The 20698-nt window shown below is 49.0% G+C and carries 20 protein-coding genes; 6 read left to right on the top strand and 14 right to left on the bottom strand.

Going from position 1 to position 20698, the window contains the following annotated elements:
• Window positions 1–123: 123 nt before the first annotated feature.
• The 6 genes from spoIIE to yabP form a co-directional block, all read right to left on the bottom strand.
• Window positions 124–2583 carry a stage II sporulation protein E gene (gene spoIIE / locus GT1_RS09455; protein ID WP_188398495.1) on the bottom strand — a complete coding sequence of 820 codons (2460 nt, stop codon included), beginning with the start codon at window positions 2581–2583 and terminating at the stop codon, window positions 124–126.
• Window positions 2584–2809: 226 nt separating this feature from the next.
• Window positions 2810–3250: a S1 RNA-binding domain-containing protein gene (locus GT1_RS09450; RefSeq protein ID WP_188398494.1), complete on the bottom strand. Its 441-nt coding sequence runs from the start codon at window positions 3248–3250 to the stop codon at window positions 2810–2812.
• A gap of 93 nt (window positions 3251–3343) precedes the next feature.
• Window positions 3344–3586: a septum formation initiator family protein gene (locus GT1_RS09445; RefSeq protein WP_075755900.1), complete on the bottom strand. Its 243-nt coding sequence runs from the start codon at window positions 3584–3586 to the stop codon at window positions 3344–3346.
• A 155-nt stretch (window positions 3587–3741) separates the two neighbouring features.
• Window positions 3742–4215 carry a spore cortex biosynthesis protein YabQ gene (gene yabQ / locus GT1_RS09440; protein WP_188398492.1) on the bottom strand — a complete coding sequence of 158 codons (474 nt, stop codon included), beginning with the start codon at window positions 4213–4215 and terminating at the stop codon, window positions 3742–3744.
• Between the two features lie 208 nt (window positions 4216–4423).
• On the bottom strand, window positions 4424–5152 hold the full coding sequence (locus GT1_RS09435) for a lytic transglycosylase domain-containing protein (protein ID WP_188398491.1): 729 nt from the start codon (window positions 5150–5152) through the stop codon (window positions 4424–4426).
• Window position 5153: 1 nt separating this feature from the next.
• On the bottom strand, window positions 5154–5435 hold the full coding sequence (gene yabP, locus GT1_RS09430; RefSeq protein WP_188398490.1) for a sporulation protein YabP: 282 nt from the start codon (window positions 5433–5435) through the stop codon (window positions 5154–5156).
• 124 nt (window positions 5436–5559) lie between these two features.
• Here yabP and GT1_RS09425 point away from each other — a divergent pair, with 124 nt between their 5' ends.
• Entirely contained in the window at window positions 5560–5790 is a 231-nt protein-coding gene (locus tag GT1_RS09425) for a hypothetical protein (RefSeq protein WP_188398489.1), read from the top strand.
• Here the strand turns inward: GT1_RS09425 and GT1_RS09420 are convergent, their stop codons facing one another.
• The 7 genes from GT1_RS09420 to GT1_RS09390 all read right to left on the bottom strand — a co-directional run bounded on the left by GT1_RS09420 (window position 5791) and on the right by GT1_RS09390 (window position 13387).
• On the bottom strand, window positions 5791–7008 hold the full coding sequence (locus tag GT1_RS09420; protein WP_188398488.1) for a Ger(x)C family spore germination protein: 1218 nt from the start codon (window positions 7006–7008) through the stop codon (window positions 5791–5793).
• 93 nt (window positions 7009–7101) lie between these two features.
• Window positions 7102–8307 carry a Ger(x)C family spore germination protein gene (locus tag GT1_RS09415; RefSeq protein WP_223226140.1) on the bottom strand — a complete coding sequence of 402 codons (1206 nt, stop codon included), beginning with the start codon at window positions 8305–8307 and terminating at the stop codon, window positions 7102–7104.
• The gene (locus GT1_RS09410; protein WP_188398487.1) at window positions 8297–9409 is read right to left on the bottom strand and encodes a GerAB/ArcD/ProY family transporter; all 1113 of its coding nucleotides are present in this window, start codon (window positions 9407–9409) and stop codon (window positions 8297–8299) included. Before GT1_RS09410 ends, GT1_RS09415 begins: the two co-directional genes overlap by 11 nt.
• Window positions 9410–9481: 72 nt before the next feature.
• Window positions 9482–11131, bottom strand: coding sequence for a spore germination protein (locus GT1_RS09405; protein WP_223226139.1), 1650 nt, complete (start codon window positions 11129–11131; stop codon window positions 9482–9484).
• Window positions 11132–11148: 17 nt separating this feature from the next.
• Window positions 11149–11610 carry a hypothetical protein gene (locus GT1_RS09400; protein WP_188398486.1) on the bottom strand — a complete coding sequence of 154 codons (462 nt, stop codon included), beginning with the start codon at window positions 11608–11610 and terminating at the stop codon, window positions 11149–11151.
• Window positions 11611–11646: 36 nt separating this feature from the next.
• Entirely contained in the window at window positions 11647–12426 is a 780-nt protein-coding gene (locus GT1_RS09395; RefSeq protein ID WP_188398485.1) for a hypothetical protein, read from the bottom strand.
• 1 nt (window position 12427) lies between these two features.
• Window positions 12428–13387, bottom strand: coding sequence for a SpoIID/LytB domain-containing protein (locus GT1_RS09390; protein WP_188398484.1), 960 nt, complete (start codon window positions 13385–13387; stop codon window positions 12428–12430).
• 203 nt (window positions 13388–13590) lie between these two features.
• Between GT1_RS09390 and GT1_RS09385 the strand changes: the two genes are divergently transcribed.
• From GT1_RS09385 to GT1_RS09370, 4 genes are all read left to right on the top strand, one after another.
• The gene (locus GT1_RS09385; RefSeq protein ID WP_223226138.1) at window positions 13591–15459 is read left to right on the top strand and encodes a GGDEF domain-containing protein; all 1869 of its coding nucleotides are present in this window, start codon (window positions 13591–13593) and stop codon (window positions 15457–15459) included.
• 372 nt (window positions 15460–15831) lie between these two features.
• On the top strand, window positions 15832–16986 hold the full coding sequence (locus GT1_RS09380) for a glycosyltransferase (RefSeq protein WP_188398482.1): 1155 nt from the start codon (window positions 15832–15834) through the stop codon (window positions 16984–16986).
• A 37-nt stretch (window positions 16987–17023) separates the two neighbouring features.
• The gene (locus GT1_RS09375; protein WP_188398481.1) at window positions 17024–17752 is read left to right on the top strand and encodes a zinc dependent phospholipase C family protein; all 729 of its coding nucleotides are present in this window, start codon (window positions 17024–17026) and stop codon (window positions 17750–17752) included.
• Between the two features lie 278 nt (window positions 17753–18030).
• Window positions 18031–19623 carry a CYTH and CHAD domain-containing protein gene (locus GT1_RS09370; RefSeq protein WP_188398480.1) on the top strand — a complete coding sequence of 531 codons (1593 nt, stop codon included), beginning with the start codon at window positions 18031–18033 and terminating at the stop codon, window positions 19621–19623.
• Between the two features lie 10 nt (window positions 19624–19633).
• Here GT1_RS09370 and GT1_RS09365 read toward each other — a convergent pair whose 3' ends face one another.
• Window positions 19634–19921 carry a hypothetical protein gene (locus GT1_RS09365; protein WP_188398479.1) on the bottom strand — a complete coding sequence of 96 codons (288 nt, stop codon included), beginning with the start codon at window positions 19919–19921 and terminating at the stop codon, window positions 19634–19636.
• 288 nt (window positions 19922–20209) lie between these two features.
• On the opposite strand from GT1_RS09365, the gene GT1_RS09360 reads away from it, so the two are divergent.
• Window positions 20210–20557 (top strand): DUF4870 domain-containing protein, encoded by a 348-nt coding sequence (locus tag GT1_RS09360; RefSeq protein ID WP_188398478.1) that lies wholly within the window; start codon window positions 20210–20212, stop codon window positions 20555–20557.
• The last annotated feature ends 141 nt before the right edge of the window (window positions 20558–20698 follow it).

The raw sequence follows: 20698 nt of genomic DNA, 5'->3' as shown, positions 1-20698 counted from the left end.
AACGGTCTGGTAAAGAAAGCAGTCTTAAAAACCTGTAGTTTTATTATTGGCTCTGATTCCATAATTATACATATCCAAAAGAAAGAGCCAGGGACTCTGTTCCCCGGCTCAAAACTTGTTTATTTATTGGATAATTCCCGGTGGCTCAGCTACTCTGGCTACCAGCACGGCCATGTCGTCGCCCGCGACGCCGCCTGAATATTCCAGAGCCTGCCCTAAGATTTTATCGGCGATGTCCTGCGGCCGCTCACTGCCTGTGCGGCGCAGAAAATTGGCTACCCAGTTCTCCTTGGCAGTACCACGCCCGGCATCAATAATGCCGTCACTGACCATAACCACGATATCACCCGGAACCAGCATCCGCCGGACAGGTTCAATCTCAATGGTTTCCAGGATGCCGATAGGCGGTGCCGCCGGGTTGATTGTCACAACTTCCCGCACTCTTTTCACATAGCTTGGTGCCGAACCTACTTTCAAAAACTCGGCTTCGCCGGTAAAGGTGTCGACAACCACCATATCCACGGTGGCAAAGCTGTCGCCCGGCATTTTTATCAACAACATAGAATTAACGGTCTTAACCGCGGTATCAATATCAAAGCCTGCCGCCAACAGCTGCTGCAAAAATTTCACAGCATGTCCGCTCCCATTGGCGGCCGCTTCGCCACTCCCCATACCATCACTTAAAATAAGCGCTGTCCGTCCCCGGCTAACCGGCTCTGCTACACAAGTGTCTCCGGATATTTCTCCTCCCCCCTTGGCCATTGTCGCCATACCTGTTTCCACATGGTAACGCTCAGCCAATTCCATAGCCAGTTTGCAATCCTTGTGGCGGATTTTACTGCCACACTCGGCATGCAGTATCATCTTTTCCTGCAAGAGGTTGGTGGTGGCCGGTAAAATGGTATTAACACATTCCCTCGTCCCCTCACACGCAGCTTTCTGCGCCTCCACTAAAACTTTACCCCGTTCACTGGTGACCCGTAAGCCGGTAAGCGGACATCCCAATATGGCTGCCCGTTCTGCCAGCAATTCGGCGGCTTCGGCATCACTCTGCGGCCCCTTTTTGAGTTCCTGCGCCAGATTGCCAATAATCATCCCTGTAGCCTTCAACTGCTCGACAGTTACCTGGCGGCAATCATGCAGTTTCTTGTGCCAATACCAATGAGCCCTGTTGCTCTCCGCCACTTGCACAAGCAAGTCGGTGAGCCCCTGGCGGTTTATGCAGGCAGTTCTTATGCAATCAGGCAAAACACCCGACTGCAGCCTGCCGGCCTCCGCCAGAGCCAGCATATCCAGCATTGCCTGATAGGTCTGGTAGAAATCCCGTTCCCAGCACTCATCGCGCCGCGCGCAAGGTCCGCAGACCCGCTCCCCCACAGCGGACAGGGCCTGTGCCAACTGGGCCTCTTTAATTTTTTCATTATAAGCAGTATTCTCTTTAGCGCTGCCTGAGCCAAACGCACCTGACAGGTCCTTGAACATGCCGGCAATCTGATTAAGCTTGTCCACTGCCGCATTAACTGTCTGCTGCGCCGCCTCAGCACTATCACTCTCATCCAGGCAGCGCTCACGCCACTGGCTTAGTTTGGCAGCAGGCACCAGCATGAAAGCCGCTCCTGCTACCGCTGCTTCCACCAGCACCAGCAGCAATTCCCCCGGCCGTCCCAAATATAATACGGCAATGGCGCTTCCCAGAATAAAGCCTAACAATACTGCCGATTTGCCCATACTTCGGAACAAGCCGCCCAGCATGCCGGCTAAAGCGCACATGGCGATACTAGAAGCTGCATTACCGTCACTCAGGCCTACAGCCAGTCCGGTGACAATCCCCACCGAAGCACCTAACCCTGAGCCGCCGCTGAAAGCCAGCAGCATGATAATCAGCGCTCCGGCCATATTGCGTACACTATAGTCATATATCATTACATTGCCTAACCCGGCAACAGCCGCAGCCAAGATAATTATGCCGCAGATTAAACCTTCGGTGCCGGCCTCGGGCCGCTGTGCCTGAGTCAAAAACAGCGGGACACCATACTGAAAAATAAAGACCAGCACCATACATAATGTTGCGTCAAAAAAAACTGCCAGCATACTGTACAAGGCCCAATCCTGCCAAGGCAGGAGCGCCATCCCGCTTAAGAAAACACTGCCAAACATAAACAACGGTACAGCCTGCACTTTTTTCTCATACCGCGATAGCTTGTCCGATAACCGCCAATATAACAGCATAGAAATCAGATAAACCATCGCCTCCTGATAAAGCCCGGCACTAAGCACACCGGCCAACGCCCATACCCCCACGGCAGCCGCCCGTTCTCTGGTTAGGCCGGCGACAGCAGCAAACAGTGCCAACCCGAAGGGAGCAACCTCGCCCATAAGCGATACCCGTCCGAGCAAGAGCGCCAACATATTAAACGGTAAGTTTTGCTGATGAAACAGTGCCCGGGCTACCGCCCTGACCCAGCTGAAAAACTCCTGCCAGGGAAAACGGCGCTTGCTTTCAGGCATTGCTTCTGCCGGCACTCTCGCCGCCGGCGGCTGCAAAACTTCTTCAGGCAGTGTAATAACAGATACTTTTGGCATGGTCCTCACCCCTGTAAATAATTGTCTCGTACTGTGACTCAAATTGTACAGAAGGTTATGATAAAATGTTTGTCTGTTTAGGGCATCTGCCGATAAAAAAAAACCGACACAGACTCAGGTGAAAATGCAAAAAGCCACCCGGCTGATTACGCCTGGTGGCTGACACGCTATTTTTTTACGTTGCATTATTTCAGTATTTGTCGAATAACGATCCTTTATTGGGGGATTATTCCGCCCGACGAGCCGGACCGCCGCCGCCACCGGCACCACCCCGGCCGCCACTGCCGCCGCGCTTGGATTCGGTACTGCGCTTCAAATCTGACAGACGCTCATCACTGTCTTTTAAAAACTTACTCAGTTTATCTTCAAACGTCAAGCTATTCACTCTATTAGACCGGCGGAAATCGTTGGTATGCTGTTTCTTGGGTGCTGGCGGTTGCAGCTGCTTAATAGATAAGCCAATCTTGCCGCGATCATCCACAGATAAGACTTTTACTTTTACTTTGTCCTGCTCTTTCAAAAAATCCTTAACATCGCGGACGTATACGTCAGCAACTTCGGAGATGTGAATCAAGCCTACCTTTCCACCCGGCAACTCGACAAAAGCGCCAAAGTTAGTTATGCCGGTCACAACTCCTTCTACAACACTGCCAACTTCAATGGACATACTAATCAAATTTCCTCCTTAAAATCTTTCGTACTTTTTACTGTGCTATTTGAATCTCGCAATCCATATTATACTCCCGCCGGTGAAAATGTGTCAAGGAATAGCTGGTTCCCTGGCAGGAATATAAGGAACTTCTCCCGGTTTAACCAAACCAAGCTGTTCGCGGGCCACCTTTTCAATATAAGCGGCTGTACTCAAATTCTCCTTTTCCGCAAGCAAGCGGCTGTTAACCTCACGCGCCTGCGCCATCTGAGCGTTTACCACCTCGGTTTCCCGGCGGATTTGGTACAGTTCGGTTTGCTGATCAATCACGGCATAGCAAAAATATCCGGCCATGATTAAAAGACATAACCGAAACCAGCTAAACTGTTTGGATTTCCTACGTTTTTGCGGCATAAACATCACCATATTAATAGTAATTCTTACCTATATTCGCTCTTTACACGCTAAATCCTCTTTAGGCTGGTAATTTATATAAAATATTACAGACATTAGAGCGGTGGTATTTCTTCCGGCGGCGGCGGACGCCGTCGTTTGTACCAGGCCGAATACTTCCTGCCAATAAACCGACAAGGCCATAGGACCGTTCGTGTTACGAAAACAACCGGTTTAATTATCGTAAAGGCAACTGCCAGTTTTGTCAGATGACAGAGTTTCGTAATCAGCAACAGCAGTGCCATAATAAATTTCATTACATATTGACTGACCAAACGATAATAGGCAATAATTCCGACAAGCAGTGCAATATAAACGTAAAACCGGAGTTCTCCCCAATTACTGGCAAGGAGTGCCGTAAACGCAATGGCTGATGCAAGCAGGCAATACAGCAGATCAGTCAGTGAAGTCACCAGCCACGGCGGCCGGAAACGCCGGCGCAGTACCCGATAGGTATCAAACAGTATCCCCAGAACAATCCCGGTTGTCACAATGAGTACAAATGTCCTAATCTGCGTGGATAACTCCATCGGTTCACCTCCCTGTCACCAGTATAGGAAAAGCGCCGATCACTCCCATCAGTACCTTGTCAGCTCTAAAACGGTAGAATAATGGCGAGACTATTTTTCGCAAACCAAGGCGGAGGAGGGAAGCATACCGGACGTATGCTGACTGACGACAACGAAGGGTTGCGGAAAATAGACCGTCAGTATTCACTGGATTAGGGCTGACAAGGTACTATCGCCAATGAAAACCTCTATGCCGCCGCAACAAATACCTGCCTGTTAACACCAGGGCACTGACTGTCATAACCATGCTCCAGCCTACTGCATAAGTAATTTTTGTCCAGGTACCGGCCGCCAAACCCGCTGGCGGCAGACGGCCGCTAAGCTGGTACCAGTAGCCGACTACCCGCTCTACATATTCTGTCGTTTCCGCATATGGCGGAATCCCGCCGTATTTATCAACTGCCCCCGGCCCGGCGTTATAGGCTGCCACCGCCAGTTCAACATGACTGTTATAACGTCTGACCAACTGGCCAAGATAATAGGTGCCGACAGCAATATTAAGTTCCGGATTATAGAAACAGTCACTGCCGCATTCCCCGTCATGCCGGCCATGGCAAATCAAAGCCTGGTTATTTACCAGCCGCCAAGTACCCGGAATGACCTGCATTAGCCCATAAGCTCCCGCTTTTGACAGCGCCCGGGCCTGAAAAGAGCTTTCGGCCTTAATCACGGCAGCTACCAGTTCCGGACTGATGCCATAGGTTTTACCAGCCTGATTAATCAGTTCCGAGTAAGGCAGACCTTTCACATCCTGTATGGCGGCAGTTTCTGTTGTAAAATGAGCATATAATGCCCGGCGACTGTAAGCGGCAAGACTGTTGGCAAAGCTATAGGCCACAGCTTGCGCTGCCAGCACAAACAGCAAAAACAGCCATAGCGACAATGCCCGGCTACGCACGTTACTTCAAAAACCGTTCCAGCAAGCCTTTTTTCTGGCGTGTCTCATCCTCATAAGTTAATCCTTTTACCGTTCCCTCTATAACAATATTGCCTTGCTCCAGATTAAGCTGTTTAATATTAAGACCCTCGCCGGTGATGGTAAGCACGCCCTGTTCAGTTTCCATAACAACTTCTTTTTCGTCATAGCTTCCCAGACTGCTGACTCCGTCCACGGTAAGTTCCTCCCGGTCTACCAATGTCAATTGATGACGCCACTTTGGCGTTTTATTATCTATCGGCATAAAAATATCCCTCCCTGCCAATGCTATCTCAAGTTATGTATATGTGGCAGAAGCTGGTTTTAGTACAAAGGATTGGGGACGGGTTATCCTGATTGTCAGGCTGCCTCATAAGCAGGAGGTATTCATGAGTAATATAGCATACTATTGGCAAAAGCTGGCTTACCTGCTGGTTCACCAGACTACTTTGTGGCTATTGCTTGTATTTTTTGCGACAGCACTTGTCGCCCGGGTACTGGCTTCAGTTCTGGAAAAACACAACGGCCGGGCCAGCGAAGCCAAATTCGCGAAAAAAATAGCAGCCGGGTATACCGTGGCCGCCATAGGGTTATGGTTATTCAGCATAATCTTTAAATAATTATTTGTGCTCACCCAACTGGTGAATAGTAACATTGACCGATACCACCAGCGGGATGAAGGGAAATATTTCGTCATGCCAGCGGTCTTTTATTTCTGCCCATTTTTTCGGATAGCGAATCTGCATTTTTTTCCCCATCCGCAGCGCATCGGCCCGTAAAGCCTGATGACGTTTATACGAATGATACACCGCCTTTTTTACCTCCTCGGCAAACTGCAATTCCAGTTTCCTGACGTACTGCGGATCCCTTACCTGATGATTATGGGGCTCCGGACAGCCCTCCATTTCGCCAATATTGCCATACATAGCAATATCAAGCGTATAGTAAATATTATCGCCGGACACATGAGGCGTGAGCCGGGTATCATGCCGGAACAGTTCAAATGCATATATCCGGTCAGGATGCTCCGTACAGGCAGTGGTTATAATGGCACTCTTCTCAAGACCTGTGATAAGCTTGGCACCAAGACTGTCATATTCATCTACATAACCGGCCAGTTCTCCTTTCATAATGAGCGCTGTACCGCCTACTTTAAGAACATCACCGACTAATTGGATTGTAGGGAAAGGAGCCGCCACCTTATTATCCATCCGTATGACGAGAAACCCGAGTTCAGTATCTGCACCGGCAATATGGGGATTCTTTAGATAGTTGCGGCCAATCCCTGCCAGAAATAACCCGTTGGGCTCACCGTTGGGAGGCTGATACTCAATAATGGGCCTGGCCTCACCGGTAGTAACATATACCCGGATACGCCAACGCATCTCTATATCACGCACAAACCAGTCCATTATCTGTCCGATCCCGCCGGCTTCAATAGCTGCCTGGCTGATAACAATGGCTTGAATATGCTCCCAATTCATCGGTTTGCCAAGCTGTCCCAGCATATCCCGCTCAATCTCGGAAAATAGGCGTCCGGTGCCCGAAATGACAAAAGTACTGATTTTTGCCCCGCGCTGCTGTTCCCCCTGCTGCGGTTCAATATCAAGCATCTGCACACTAAGCCGGAACACTTTGCCTCCATGCGGCTGAACAAATTGCTCCTGTTCCTTACCTTCGCCCTCGGCGACATCAATGGCTGCGGCCAGTACCATCTGCCGGTTCTGCAATTCCCGCTGATCCCAGCAACCGGCAAGTGGGAGACAAATAGCAGTCAGCAGCAGCCAAATCACAAAATTTCTGGCCTTATTGTTCTTTGTTATCAACAAATTCACCATATTACCCCCAGGCCAAGACACCTGCTGTCACAGTCGGCATCGGTTCAGGTATAGCACATACACTCCTGCCGGTTCCGGTTTGCCGAAACGGGTTTACTTGTGCTCGCCAAGCTGATTGATCACAACATTTACAGACACTACCAAGGGAACATTCGGGTATATTTCCTCCCAGTCATCCTTGATGGCATTCCAGTCTTTAGGCTTATACCTTTTGAGTTTGTTGCCGAAATTCAACACATCGACTCCCAACGACTGACAGACATTTTTGCTATAAAGAACAGTGCTTTTTACTTCTTCAGCCGCCTGCCGTTCCACCCGGCGGATAAATGCCGGATCATTGGCCTTTACTGTACGGTGGGGAAGTTGATGCTCGCCTAAATTACCCCACATAGTGATATCCAGGGTAAAATAAACATTATCTCCGTCAACATGCGGTGTAAGCCGGGTATCGTGACGAAATACTTCTACCGCCAAAAGCTCACCCGCTTCTTCACCCGGCAGCGTAATAATGGCCGACTTTTCTGTAGCACGAATCATTTTTAGCCCGGCTACCGCCCGTTCATCAACATAGCCGACGAAATTGTGTTTTTTGAATACCGCAGCACCCTTTGCCTTCACTACATTACCGGCCATATCAAGCCGGGGAATAATCAAATCAGACTTACTGTCCAGCATGATGCTAATATTCCCCAAGTCAGTACGGGCACCGGCAACATGAAGATTTTTAGTATGATTTCTCACAATATTGGCCAGATAGATTCCGCCGGCTTCTTTGCTGGGCGGCGCATATTCAAGAATGGGCCTGGCCTCGCCGGGCGTAACATATACTTTTATCCGCCAGCGCATTTCGGCATCGCGCAAAAAAAAGTCGATAATCGGGGTAATGCCTGTCTCCCGCAGCACCGCTTCACTGATAACAACAGCCTGGATATGCTCAAAAAACAGACTTTTGCTGGTTTGACCCAGCATATCACGAACAATCTCAAATATCGACTGCCCTGTATTAGACAGGACATAGGTTCTGTTATCACCGCCATTTTGTCCATTGCCGCCATTCTTAATTAATTTCAGTATCTGTAAGCTGACCCGGTAGCGTTTATCCCCCCGCGGCTGGACAAAGGTTTCTGCTTTGGCTTCCGCTTTTTTCTGCTCTGTTTGCTGACCGGCATCGGCTGTATCAATGGCCACAGCCATGACAAAATTCCGGTCCTGGATTTCACGCCTGTCCCAGCAACCGCCGGTAAGAGCGGCAATCGTCAGGATAAGCAGCATACCGGCCAGGCGCCTCCTAACTTTCACCTGCGGTCACTCCTCGATGCTTCCACTTAGCATAAAGATATACCAACGGTATGATTCCCAGAGAAAAAACCAGCGCCAGCAGGTTGATTACCTTTCCGGCCAAGGCAATCAGTTCCAGGCCATCCAGCAGCGTTGCCCCGATATAAATCAATGGCACCAATGCCAATACCCAGGGACGGTGATCGGCAAATCCCCATAACCGGGTCATGATCTTGGCCACCATATAAAGAAACAGCGACTGAGAGTTAAAGCTGAGCGGAATCCAGGCAAGCAGAAAATAATTTTCCAACCGTTCCACAAAGGTACCCGGCAATTCAACACTGCGTACAACAATTAACGTTGGATAAGATTCATTGGGAACAGCCGCTGCCGTTAATACCCCAACCGTCATCACAACAATGCTTACACTGACCAGGGTGATCAAAATAAAACTAATCCCCACCACTTTCACAAGGTTATGACGTTTTTGGCAAATTAACGGAAACAGTAATAAAACAATCTCATACCCGCCGAACGTTTCGCTGGTATTTAGGGCAGCCTGCAAAATATTCATAGGCTTATCTGTCCAAAAAGGCAGCAGGTTTTCCGGCTGGAAGTTGAAAATTCCCGCAAACCAAATGACACCACTCATGGCAATAGCAACAAAAAAGGTAAATTCAGCTACCCGGACAATGGTTCCCAGATCCTGCATGGTGGAATATACGATAACAGCCAGCATGGACAGGATAATCACATCAGGCGGTGTACGGTCAAACAGAAAAAACGTTACTACCCGGCTGAACTGGTTTTGCGCTACACAGAGCGCTATCAGGAATATCAGCACTAAGAAACCAATGATACCAATCCCAAGCCATTTTCCCAAAAGCTGTGGCAGATAGTCCGTAAGATCGGTTTGCGGATAGAGTGCTGCCAGTTTAATCATGATCCAGGCCGAACCAAAAAACAGGGCACCGCCAATCAGGACACTTATCCATGCTAACTGCTCGGCCAGGGGAACAATTTGAGTAGGCAGGTTAATATACCCGGCCCCCAGAATGGCGGCTGACATAACAACGCCAAACTGCGCTGCCGACATCTTGTTTTTTACTTCCAGATTAGCCATAACAGCAGTCCCCCAAGCCCAAATCCATAGTGTTCCTGTCGCGATTCATCCGCTAGCTTTAGACTTGGCGGACTACTGACTGTCACCTGTCCGCTTTTTATCCTGTGCGCCAAACTCTACCGGTCGATTCTTCATGAACCTTTGCGGCGCGCGAATCAATGTGTCTTTCCAATCAGAAATAGTATCAACATCCAGCATGCTGCCAAGATAGGACTCGCCAAAATTTTTCAGCGAACAAAGGTGCACGGTAATAATAATAACACCCAGCATCACTCCGTATAAGCCCAGGGTAGCTGCCAGAAACAGTATGGGAACCCTGAGCGCCCGCAGCCCCAGGCCAAAAGAATAGTAAGGCATGGCATAGGATGCAATAGCGGTAGTGGCAATTACCACAACCAGCAGCGGGTTGACCAGTCCGGCCTGGACAACGGTAGTGCCAATAACAAAAGCCCCCACCATACTGGCGGCACTGGAGACCTTCTTGGGCAGCCGGGTAATGGCTTCCTGAAAAAGCTCCAGCAGGATTTCCATTAATAGTGCCTCTAAGAACGAGGGGAAAGGTGTCCGCGCCCTAAGTTCGGCAATGGATATCGCCAAACCGGTTGGCAGCATGCCGGGATGATAGGATACGATCGCAATATATAATGCCGGCAGGTAGATGGCAATAAACGCGGCCGCGTGACGGCTGATCCGGACCAGGCAGGCCACCGAAGCCGGGATGGTATAATCGTCAACAGCCTGCATAATACTGGCATAGGTACAGGGGATGATAATGGAAGCCGGAGTATTATCCACAAGAATTGCCATCCGTCCTTCATAGATGGCAGCCATTACCTTTTCCGGCCGCTCCGTAGAGTCCAGTTGCGGAAAAGGCGTCCAGGGATGCTCAACAAGAGTCTCTTCCAGCGTTTTGGATACCAGGATAATATCCTTATCAAGAGCCTGAAGCCTGCGCTCTACTTCCTCCATAAGTCCGGGCTTAACCAAATTCGCCGAATAAATCAGCGCTACTGCGGTCTTGCTGCGCTCACCCACTTCCAGGATACGGATTTTGATATTGGGATCTTTAGTGCGCCGGCGCAGCAGCACAAGATTATCTGCCAGCGTCTCATTAAAAGCATCTTGCGGTCCGCGCAAACTTTCTTCAAGCACCGGTGCACTGACACTGCGTTTGACATGTTTAGTGGCGTCAATTAGCAACAGCTCCGGTATACCGTCAATTAAAATAAGAACATTGCCGCTCATGACAGCCTCAATCGCAGCATTGGCACTTGTTTCCAGGTTAAGGGCAACTATCGTGAGCCTTTCCTCCATTAGCTTTTTTAAATCGCTGCCCTCTTCGGCAAACACCATCAGCGGCTTCAATACATTAAGTTCCAGCGCAACCGAATCAATCATACCATCCAGAAATACCAGCAACGCCTGTCTGCCGCCTGTTTTAAGAAACCGGAATTTGATATCATTGCAATCGCGAAAAACCGCTTTTAATAAAGTAATATTTTGCGATAACTCTGGTGTAAAAACAAACATATCATTATTGGAAGATGGTACAGCCCTAAGATCAGCCAAAACCCCGGACATCTCCTCGCCAATGCGGGCGCTGTCCTGAATCAATTGCTTTAGCATGGTCAGGTGTCTCTTGACTATATGCAGCTCATTCTCCGGTAAAATATCTGACAGCTTGCCAAGCCTGCACGGGTTATCTTTATTGTTTTTCCCCACCGCCGGACAGCCTCCCTTTACCGTTCCAGTACGCCAATAGCCTGTGCCATATTGTCTGACAAAATATTTTTTACCGTCTGAAGCTCAGCTGGCTCACAACGGATAATAAGAACAATCTGGCCAAACCCGGTATTACAGGCTCCATTTTTTCCCCAGTTTCTTTTCCGAAAAATAATTGAACCTGTCAGCCACAGGCCAGTCCCGCAGAACAAGCCGATCAAGCCCCAGACAATCGGCCCCCCATACCAGACAAACCCGTATATTGTCGCAAGCACCATGGTAACCGTCCCAAAGGCCAACGAACCCCCAACCATGCCTACTCCATCAGTATCCTGCAGGGAAGTCAACACATGAACAGAAGTTCTTTGACATTGTAATGGCACAGCCATAATGTTAGCTTTACCCAAGCCTTGTTCCTCCAGGCGGGCAACCGCTAGCTCCAGATTGAGCGAGTGGCGATAGGTAGCGATAATATACATGTTTCAGGCCTTCCATCATAAATACTACTACAAGCACTACAGCGGCATTTCAAAGGCTGCATCCTGGTAATTATTGTGCAGAAACTGGGCTTGCTCCCGGTCAAACAGACTATTGTACTCCACACAATAGGCATAAGCATCATACATGCTAAAACAGTAAATAGAAGGAAGAAACAGCAGCCATTGAGGATCAGCAGTCAATACCGCCTGGCCGAACTGACCAAGCAGGGTCAGGTGCAGCGCCGGCAAAAAACCCGAATAAAAGACAGTCATTGTCCATATTCCAATCAGCACTAACGCCGTGGTGAGTCTGGTCGTATAAACATGCCCCAGTCCGGGCATGAGCATCGACCAGACAATCGCCAAATAAGGCGGCCGCTTGTCCAGGATATTAATCCCTATCCCGGTAATAGCCTGCGGCTTGATACTGAGCGGCTGATTTTGGGTGATTTGCGCCACTTTATTGATGCTGACAGCCATCCGGTAGCTGCACCAAATGTTAAAAATGTAGACAGGGCAATATAAGAGCAGCCACCGGCTGTCAACTACGGCAATACTCATGTCAAACCGGCCGGTAAAAGCGTAAACAATGGCTGCATTTAAGTTGGAATTAACATTGATGATAATCTCCCAGATAATAAACAGATACCCCTTCAAATGGCTGCACAGCGAAATATAGCCAAATCCGGGAAAAGCGGCCGACCACCAGGCAATCACGCCAGGAGGACGGTGATAAATCATCCCGATAGTATAAAAAGTAACTTTGGCTGTTTCACGCCGGTGCATACAAGGGGACGGTTCTTCTGTCTTATTCACCTTAATCCCAACGCTTTTCGACTTTCACGCCTTTAAAATAATGGGTAACAATGTCCTCAGGCTTTTTACCTTCTTTCGCCATACGGTTAGCTCCCCACTGGGACATACCGACTCCATGACCGTAGCCCTTACCGGCAAAGGTTACATTCTCTTCCCCGACTTCGATTTTGTCTAACAGCATGGATTTAAGTTTGGTACTGTCCAGCGCCACCCGCAGTTCAGGTGCTGACACTTCCACTTCCCGGTTAACCCTAAGCATAACTGCCCGGCCTGACGGGCCTTTCTGGGTAATTTCAATACTGCTGATATCGTTTACTTTTTTACCCATCTTAGCCATAGCTGCCATAACAGCTTCTTTCGGGAAAACAATTGTCCAGTTTTTAATATCTGCAGGTGCCAACTCATCCGGTGATTGAACAGATTGGATGTACGGCGGCTCAGCCTCCCGGTAGTTGAGCCCCTCTTTGGCAGTAGCGGTAATACCACCGGCCGAAGCGTGGAACCAGCCTTTAATGGGTTTGCCCTGATATGTCAAAACCATACCGCGTGTCATTTGCACGGCCTTTTTAACATTGTCATTAACCGCTTTGGCATTATAAGCCTGAAATTCCTTGATATCGGTGGAAGCCTGGGTGCCGCGTTCAGGCACACCACCTTTGGTCTCCATCGCCTCCAGCGTAAAAGTGCGGGCAATAATTGCCTGAGCTGCCAGCGCTTCTACCGGCCAGTCGTTCTTCATCTCCCCGGCCACAACCCCGGCAAGATATTCTTCCATTTTCATAGTCTTTTTCTCACCGGTTTCATGCATAAATACAGTAATATCCGGCTCTTGCTGCTGGGTGGCTTGTTGGGGAGCAGGCGTCGGAGGCGTTTCCGGTTTTTTCTGCGGCGAACTGCAGCCGATAAGCGCCAGACTTAAAACACCAAGTAATACCAAACAAACAATAATTTTTCTGTTCATCCTAAATCCACCTCGCTAAACATTTTCTTCTATCTTATTATGGCAAGCAAAGGCCTGTTGCATACATTTATAAAAACTTAACACAATCATTACAAAGCATGTCTTGTTGAGGATTATACTGGATATAGTTACTAGTCTTGTTAGGAGGAATCACGTTGCCACTAAAACTGCCTCGATGGCTGGATGACATTTGTAGTAGCATTATGGGATTTAACAATGCGGCGCTGCAGCTCAGCGGTATTTCCCTGGCCGATGCGGCAATATCATCCGCGCCCTGCATCACACCAGACTTAGGAAAAGAGCTGGAGGCAATTATTAAAGGCAGAAGAATCACACCTGTTTATCAACCCATTGTCAGCTTGCAAACAGGAACTATCATGGGCTATGAAGCATTGAGCCGCGGCCCGGCAGATAGCCCGCTGCATTATCCGGCCAACCTCTTTCGCGTTGCTATCGCTACTAACCGCCTATTAGCCCTCGAGCAACTATGCCGCGAGACAGCACTTAGACATGCTACCACCCTCGGGGTAAAGCAGCTGCTGTTTCTCAATATGAATGCCGAGGTTGTCAAGGACCCTGATTTTCGCGGCGGCCTGACTAAGGCATTCTTAATCCGTCAGGGTCTTAATCCTGATCAGGTTACTTTTGAAATTACCGAGCGTACAGCCATTACGGATTTCGAAAGCTTTGCCAAATCACTCAACCATTACCGCCAGCAAGGGTACCGCATTGCCGTAGACGACGCCGGTGCAGGCTATTCCAGTCTGGAAGCCATTGCAGCACTTCGTCCTAATTACATCAAACTTGATCGCTCCATTATTCATGCCATTGATAAAGACCCGCTCAAACAAGCTATGGTTGACGCTATGACCAAGCTGGCTGCAGTTATCCACAGCAAGGTTATTGCCGAAGGCATTGAAAGCGCTGACGAACTGTCCACCCTGATTAGTAAAGGAGTACACTATGGTCAGGGTTATTTTCTGGCACGCCCGGACTTTCCGCCGCCGAAAATATCTGAGGAGGTGCTGGAGATGATTGCCGATTTTAATTTTCAGGATAAACAGGCCAAATCCCGTTCCCGTAAAGGCCTTGGAATAAACATCGGCGAAATTGCCGAGCCGGTTCCTACCGTACAACCTGCCACAGCGGTAAATACGGTTGAGGAGATTTTTACCACAAGACATGTCAATGGCCTTGTGGTTGTTGATGATGAGGACCGGCCGGTCGGCTTACTCATGAAAGATAAACTGTATTATCAGTTAGGCACAAATTATGGAATGTCCCTGTATTACCGGCGCCCGGTTGAGCGGGTAATGGATAAAAAACCACTCATTGTTAATGCCGAACTGCCGCTGGAAGCGGTATCACAAATTGCCATGGGGCGGGAAGAATACAACCTATATGACTTTATCATTGTTGTCCGGGACGGAAAGTTTTTGGGTATAGTATCGGTGATGTCACTGTTAAATAATATAACCAACCTGCAAATCCACCGGGCACATAATTCCAATCCGCTTACCGGCCTGCCGGGTAATCTGGTTATCGAAAGCCGCCTTAAGGAGCTGATTGAGAACAGAGATGCTTTTGCGGTTATGTATCTTGACCTTGACAACTTTAAGGCATACAATGATAAATATGGTTTTGAACGCGGCGATAAAGTACTGCTGCTAACCTCACAGGTAGTAAGCCGGAGCCTTGGCAAGGCAGGCTCTGCCGATGATTTTTTCGGCCATATCGGTGGCGATGATTTCATCATTATTACCAAACCCGAATATGTACAAAATATCGCAGAAAACATTATTGAACTATTTGACCGCGAGGTTACCAGCCAGTATCACCCTGACGATCTAACTAAAGGCTATCTGGAAGTCAAGAATCGCAAAGGCCAGTTTGAACGCTTCCCTGTCACTTCCATTTCCATTGCCGTCGTCACTAACCAATTGCACCCTTTTAACAATTATCTTGAGCTTGCCGAAGTAGCCGCCGATCTAAAAAGTCTGGCCAAACAGCAAGCCGGTTCCTGCGTTGTCTATGACCGCCGGCACAAAGCGAGTCAGACAACAGCCCGATAGCTTAGCAAAAAACACGCCGCTTGTTTGCCGCTTAGCGGCCTTTTTTGTATATAAAGTCAACTTACATCTTACTGAATCCTTTGGAGATAACTCCCTTTGAGAAACCCAGCCCCATAGAGCGGGTTAAGCATCAAAAAAAATTTAACACTTTATTAATCCGGTGTTAACAGTCGTCTTGCTGCAACTTGCTATCATAGTAGTAAGACTCCTGCTTCTGGCATCCAGCTTTAAAGCCAGAAAAACAGCAACTGGTTATCGGATAAAAATAAGGCTATATATAAACGCCAGTGGTGGAGCGCTGTCAATGCACCACCCGCCTGCACCTATGAGATTCTTTAACGCGGAATATATAGTGACGAGGTGATAACTTTGTTGACAAAAAACAAACCGGTAAAAATTTTATTGGTTTCCGCATCACTGGGAGCCGGCCATACACAGGCAGCCCAGGCGATTAAGACAGCACTTGAAAGCAATCATTTAGCTGCAGCCGAGGTTGTCGACTTCATGGCCGGCGGCAACTCGTATCTTAATACACTGGTAAAAGAATCGTACCTTAAAATGATTGATATCTTCCCTGATATGTATGATCTTATGTACCGCTTGTCGCAGATGCCGCTGCCTGGCAGTAAAGTGCAAAATCTCATGGCCATAACTATGAAACGAAGCATGCTTGATTTAACCCTCAAACACCGTCCGGAGGCCATTATCTGCACCCACCCCTTTCCCTGCGGCGCGGCGGCCTATCTTAAGCGCACCCGCCAAATTGCCACACCGCTTATTGGTGTTATTACCGATTTTTCCTTACACCGCCTCTGGTGCTATAGCGAAACTGATTTATACTTTGTCGCCACCGCCAAGTTGAAACAGGAATTAACGCTGCAGGGGATCAACCAAGCCCGCATTCATGCCACCGGTATTCCCATTGACGCCAAATTCCAGCCTGCTGCGACTGATCAGGCAGCCATTCGCCAGACGCTGGGTTTTACCAATACACACCCTGTCATTCTCATTATGGGCGGCGGTCTTGGACTGGGTGATTTAAAGCAGGCTGTGTTTGCGATTGATGCTTTACCGCTGCCGTTTAATTTAGTGGTGGTGACCGGCCGCAACGCAACCCTTCGCCGCAGTCTTTTAGCAAAAGCCCACGAGCTTACCCATCCGGTCAAAGTCATTGGCTATTCCCGGCACATTCCTGAACTTATGGCCGCAGCCGATTTACTTATCACTAAACCGGGAGCCCTTACTATCAGCGAGGCGTTGTCCATGCGTTTACCGATGCTTTTCTGCCAGGCCATTCCCGGGCAGGAAGAAGAAAACGCCGCCTATCTCAGCCAAAGAGGTGCCGCGCTATGGGTCCAAAACAACCATAACCTGGCCAGCACTGTCTATGAATTGATGACCGAACCTGAGCGGCTGCATTATATGCGGGAGATGGCAGGCCTGCTTGCCCGTCCCGCTGCCGCTCAAACCATTGCAGCCACCATCTGGCAAAAGCTCTTTAGTTCCGGAGCCGCAGTATCGCGTTAAAAAGCGTTGACAACTGGTAATGGGGAGGACATGACTTATGCGAACCAAGTCATTATCAGCAGGAGCCACAGGCGTAGCCGGAGCCAGACTGTTGCTCACTGCCATTAGCCCGTTTCAAAGTTTGTTTGACCGCCCCAGCATAACGCATGAGTTTCTTAACAGGCAGGCGGTTACCATTTTACACAATGACGGTTTGGAAACTCATGCATATTTTCTTGAGCAGTTTCTTCCTGAGCTTACGGCTGGCGTATATTGGGCCGACAAAGGCTGGAAAAATATCAGCCATTACTATGAACCATTGACAGGCAAAGGCTTATGGCAATTTGCCACCGCCCTTGATGATTTTTCGGTCTATTATGAATTGGCCTTGAAAAATGCCTGGCAAAGCGATTTTGCCCAAAGCATTTTCTTCCTGGGAGCCGCCGCGCATCTGCTGCAGGATGTTTGTGTTCCACACCACGCCCGGGCCAAACTCTTTGCCGGGCATAAGGAATATGAAAATTGGGTTAAATGTAACCATACTGCGTTCGCCAGCGAATACCAGGGTATATATACAGCGGCTTCAACCCCTTATGTGCTTCTTATCAACAATGCTGCCGCGGCAGCCGACTATTTAGAATGGGTAACAGAGGAAAATCATACCCGCTTTCATACTGTGACCACCTGCCTTCTTCCCCTCGCGCAGCGCAGCACAGCCGGCTTGTTTGAATGTTTCTGCGCTACAGTTGGCATCAACCACATAATTAACAAAAACATCGTGGCCTAGCCCCTAAAAGGGATTGTCACTATGCTCGCTGACGACGCAAGCATAGTGACAGTCCCTTTTATTTTTTCAAATAAAGGCGTTGCCTAACTAAACGCGAATATTATGATAAAGTAGACTTAGCTTCAGGTGGGGTTTAACCCCCATCTGAAGGTTAGTCGCCCTTATCCAGGGACTTAGTCGCTCTTACTCCCACCTGGAGAGGCCGGAAGTCTTAGAGCGAGTTAGTCATCGGATAAAATGAGGATTTTTGGACATGCCTACATAGGAGGTGTTTCACCATGTCAAACATAGAAGCAGAACTTAAATTGCGCCTGGCTGACCCGTCCTGCCGCGACAGCCTGTTAACCGCGCCTTTGCTCCAGGAGCTTGCCACGCAGCTGCCGCGTAAACAAATACTGGAAACTACCTATTACGATACCGCCGACCGGCGTTTACTCAAATCGCGCCTGTCGTACCGCCTGCGTTCGGCCGACAGAGAATGGACAGCCACCGTCAAAGCCGACGGCACCAGTGACGGAGGGCTTCACCAGCGCTTTGAGTATAATGTGCCGGTAAAAAGCCCGCTGCCCAGCATTGAGCCCTTTCTCCTCACAGATATCGGCGACCGCCTGGCTGAAGCTGCAGGTGATAGGCCTTTAGAGCCGGTATTTAGCACCTGCTTTGAACGCAGTACGATGGAAATTATTACTCCGGATGGCAGCAGCATCGAGTTGGCGCTTGATGCCGGCAATATTCTGGCCGGTGATAAACAACAAGAGATTTTAGAGCTTGAGCTGGAATTACAAGCCGGACAACCGCAAGCTCTCATTTGGCTGGGGACGGCTTTAGCCACACAGTTTCCGCTATTGCCCGAACAGGATAGCAAACTGTACCGGGCAACCGTATTAGCCGGACTGGCAGACAGTCTTGCCCAGGATATCCCCCTGCCTTCCCCGCTGACAAAAGCCAGTGCTGTCCTGCCTGCACCTCGGGCTCTCAGCGAAATCATGATCCATACCATCCACAAGACAATCAGCGCCCAACAGGCTTATCTGGCCAATCCTGACGATAGAGAAGTACTGCATAACTTCCGCATGGTATTGTGCAAACTCCACTCGCTCTTACAATTTGCTGAGCCGCTAATGCCGCCCGAAGAGTACACCGACTGGCAGAACAAGCTAAGCACTTGGAATCGCAAGCTTGGCCGCCTCCGCGACCTGGATGAGTTTAGCCTGACTTGGGACCAGTTGACAGGTTATATGCTCCGGGTAATCCCTAACTATTCAGGCAAGCCGGTACTGACAGAAATCATTGCGGCTAAACGCAAGGACGCAAAAAACAACTTCCATACTGCGGTTGCCACAGGTGAACTTACACCGGTATTATTAGGATTATGGTCATTTCTGCTAAACTGGGCCGCCACCGGCAACAATCAGGTATTATGCAAGAGATTTGCTTATCTCCGTTTCGGCCATTGGCTTACATCCCTCTTACAACAGGGCAATGAGCTTGATCTCAGCGATTTAGCTGCCGTCCATGAACTCCGGATTGACGGCAGACGTCTCCGCTATACGCTTGAGGCTCTGGCCCCCGTGCTGCCGGACAGTTCGCGATTACTTGTCAGACGTTTGGAGCAGCTCCAGGACATATTAGGCGAGATCAGGGATGTTGCTTTCACTCCGCTGTTATTACAGGAACTGGTCAAGGCTTCGTCCAGCCGCCTTTCCCACCGTGACGCGGGTCTGATTACCGGCTGGCAGCTCGCAAGGTCAGCCGCCGCCCAACCACAATGGGACAAAGCGTGGGCCAAGCTGAATAAAGCCGTCACCAAGCAAAAAAAGCTAAAACCGTTGGCAGATGGTTCGGATGAAGCTGCCCGGCAGTCTAATTAAATTGCTTAATCTACCTGCTTTTTCGCCAGGTATAAACCGTCAGCACAGTCGCCCATAGTGCGGTAAGTATCTGATATTCTTCCAGAGTCTTAAAGGTCATGATAATATATACCAGTACTACAATAATGGCGAAAGAGATTATTCCATATATTAGTTTCTGCATTTGCCCCTTATTAAAGGGAAACCTTCTTTGCAGCGCTAAATTAGACCAGGACAAAGAATGAGCCGCCTGCCGCTTGACGGTATTCAGGGTTAACATTCTTTCGTCCACAACAGGCAATGGCCTGGTATCTTCCAATCTGTCTTTTAACCTGCGGCCACAATGGCGGCAATATTTTACGTAACCGGCCAGGTTTTTTCCGCAAAAATCGCAATACATGACTATTCCTCGCACAATTAGATACTTTTTGTCTATCATGTTCTAAAATACTCATTTTATTCCTCAGGTGCGGGAAAAAACCGAACCGGTGACTTTAAGCCGCCAGTTCGGTTCAAAATAAAGAAACAACACATTTAGGCTGGCCATCTGCTATAATAGGGTATATACTCTTAAGCCGCTAACTAAATCCACATTAAGGGGGACGCCATGAATATTACGGGAGAACAAAAAATGCTCGCCATACTTGCCCACCTGGCCTATTTACTGGGAGGGCTGGGATTCATTGTGGCGCCGCTGATCATTTTCCTGCTCAAAAAAGATGACCCGTTTGTCTACGAACACGCCAAACAGGCCTTAATAGCTCACCTCGCCATTTTGATACTTTCTATAATCACCAGTTTGTTATGCATGATAGTAATTGGTGTCTTGCTGCTGCCGGTAATAGCACTGCTTTGGCTGCTGCTGCTGGTAACCTCAGTTATTGCGGCAGTAAAAGCCATCAACGGCGAATATTACGAGTATCCTTTAATCCAGAAGCTTGTGCAAAAATTATAAAATAAACTCCCGCCTCGCAACACTGCTTGCGGAGGTGCGGGCAGTCTTAGAGCAGGTCCGTCGGCCTGATAGCGGTGCGACCTGCGTTCTATCAGGCTTAAAGATAAAAACGGGACAGAGCGTTTAACGCTTCTGTCCCGT

This window comes from Sporomusa sp. GT1, from assembly GCF_014634905.1.
In the GTDB taxonomy this organism is placed as follows: Bacteria; Bacillota; Negativicutes; order Sporomusales; family Sporomusaceae; genus Sporomusa; species Sporomusa sphaeroides.
Note: the sequence above shows the minus strand (reverse complement) of the source record. Positions and strands in the feature narration are given on the sequence as shown.

Excerpts from the sequence above, each read along its gene's own strand:
- GT1_RS09425 (WP_188398489.1), top strand. The coding sequence starts at position 5,560 with ATGAGTAATATAGCATACTATTGGCAAAAGCTGGCTTACCTGCTGGTT.
- GT1_RS09385 (WP_223226138.1), top strand. The coding sequence starts at position 13,591 with ATGGGATTTAACAATGCGGCGCTGCAGCTCAGCGGTATTTCCCTGGCC.
- GT1_RS09375 (WP_188398481.1), top strand. The coding sequence starts at position 17,024 with ATGCGAACCAAGTCATTATCAGCAGGAGCCACAGGCGTAGCCGGAGCC.
- yabQ (WP_188398492.1), bottom strand. The coding sequence starts at position 4,215 with ATGGAGTTATCCACGCAGATTAGGACATTTGTACTCATTGTGACAACC.
- GT1_RS09400 (WP_188398486.1), bottom strand. The coding sequence starts at position 11,610 with ATGTATATTATCGCTACCTATCGCCACTCGCTCAATCTGGAGCTAGCG.
- spoIIE (WP_188398495.1), bottom strand. The coding sequence starts at position 2,583 with ATGCCAAAAGTATCTGTTATTACACTGCCTGAAGAAGTTTTGCAGCCG.
- GT1_RS09390 (WP_188398484.1), bottom strand. The coding sequence starts at position 13,387 with ATGAACAGAAAAATTATTGTTTGTTTGGTATTACTTGGTGTTTTAAGT.
- GT1_RS09410 (WP_188398487.1), bottom strand. The coding sequence starts at position 9,409 with ATGGCTAATCTGGAAGTAAAAAACAAGATGTCGGCAGCGCAGTTTGGC.
- yabP (WP_188398490.1), bottom strand. The coding sequence starts at position 5,435 with ATGCCGATAGATAATAAAACGCCAAAGTGGCGTCATCAATTGACATTG.
- GT1_RS09445 (WP_075755900.1), bottom strand. The coding sequence starts at position 3,586 with ATGGCCGGATATTTTTGCTATGCCGTGATTGATCAGCAAACCGAACTG.
- GT1_RS09420 (WP_188398488.1), bottom strand. The coding sequence starts at position 7,008 with ATGGTGAATTTGTTGATAACAAAGAACAATAAGGCCAGAAATTTTGTG.
- GT1_RS09360 (WP_188398478.1), top strand. The coding sequence starts at position 20,210 with ATGAATATTACGGGAGAACAAAAAATGCTCGCCATACTTGCCCACCTG.
- GT1_RS09450 (WP_188398494.1), bottom strand. The coding sequence starts at position 3,250 with ATGTCCATTGAAGTTGGCAGTGTTGTAGAAGGAGTTGTGACCGGCATA.
- GT1_RS09370 (WP_188398480.1), top strand. The coding sequence starts at position 18,031 with ATGTCAAACATAGAAGCAGAACTTAAATTGCGCCTGGCTGACCCGTCC.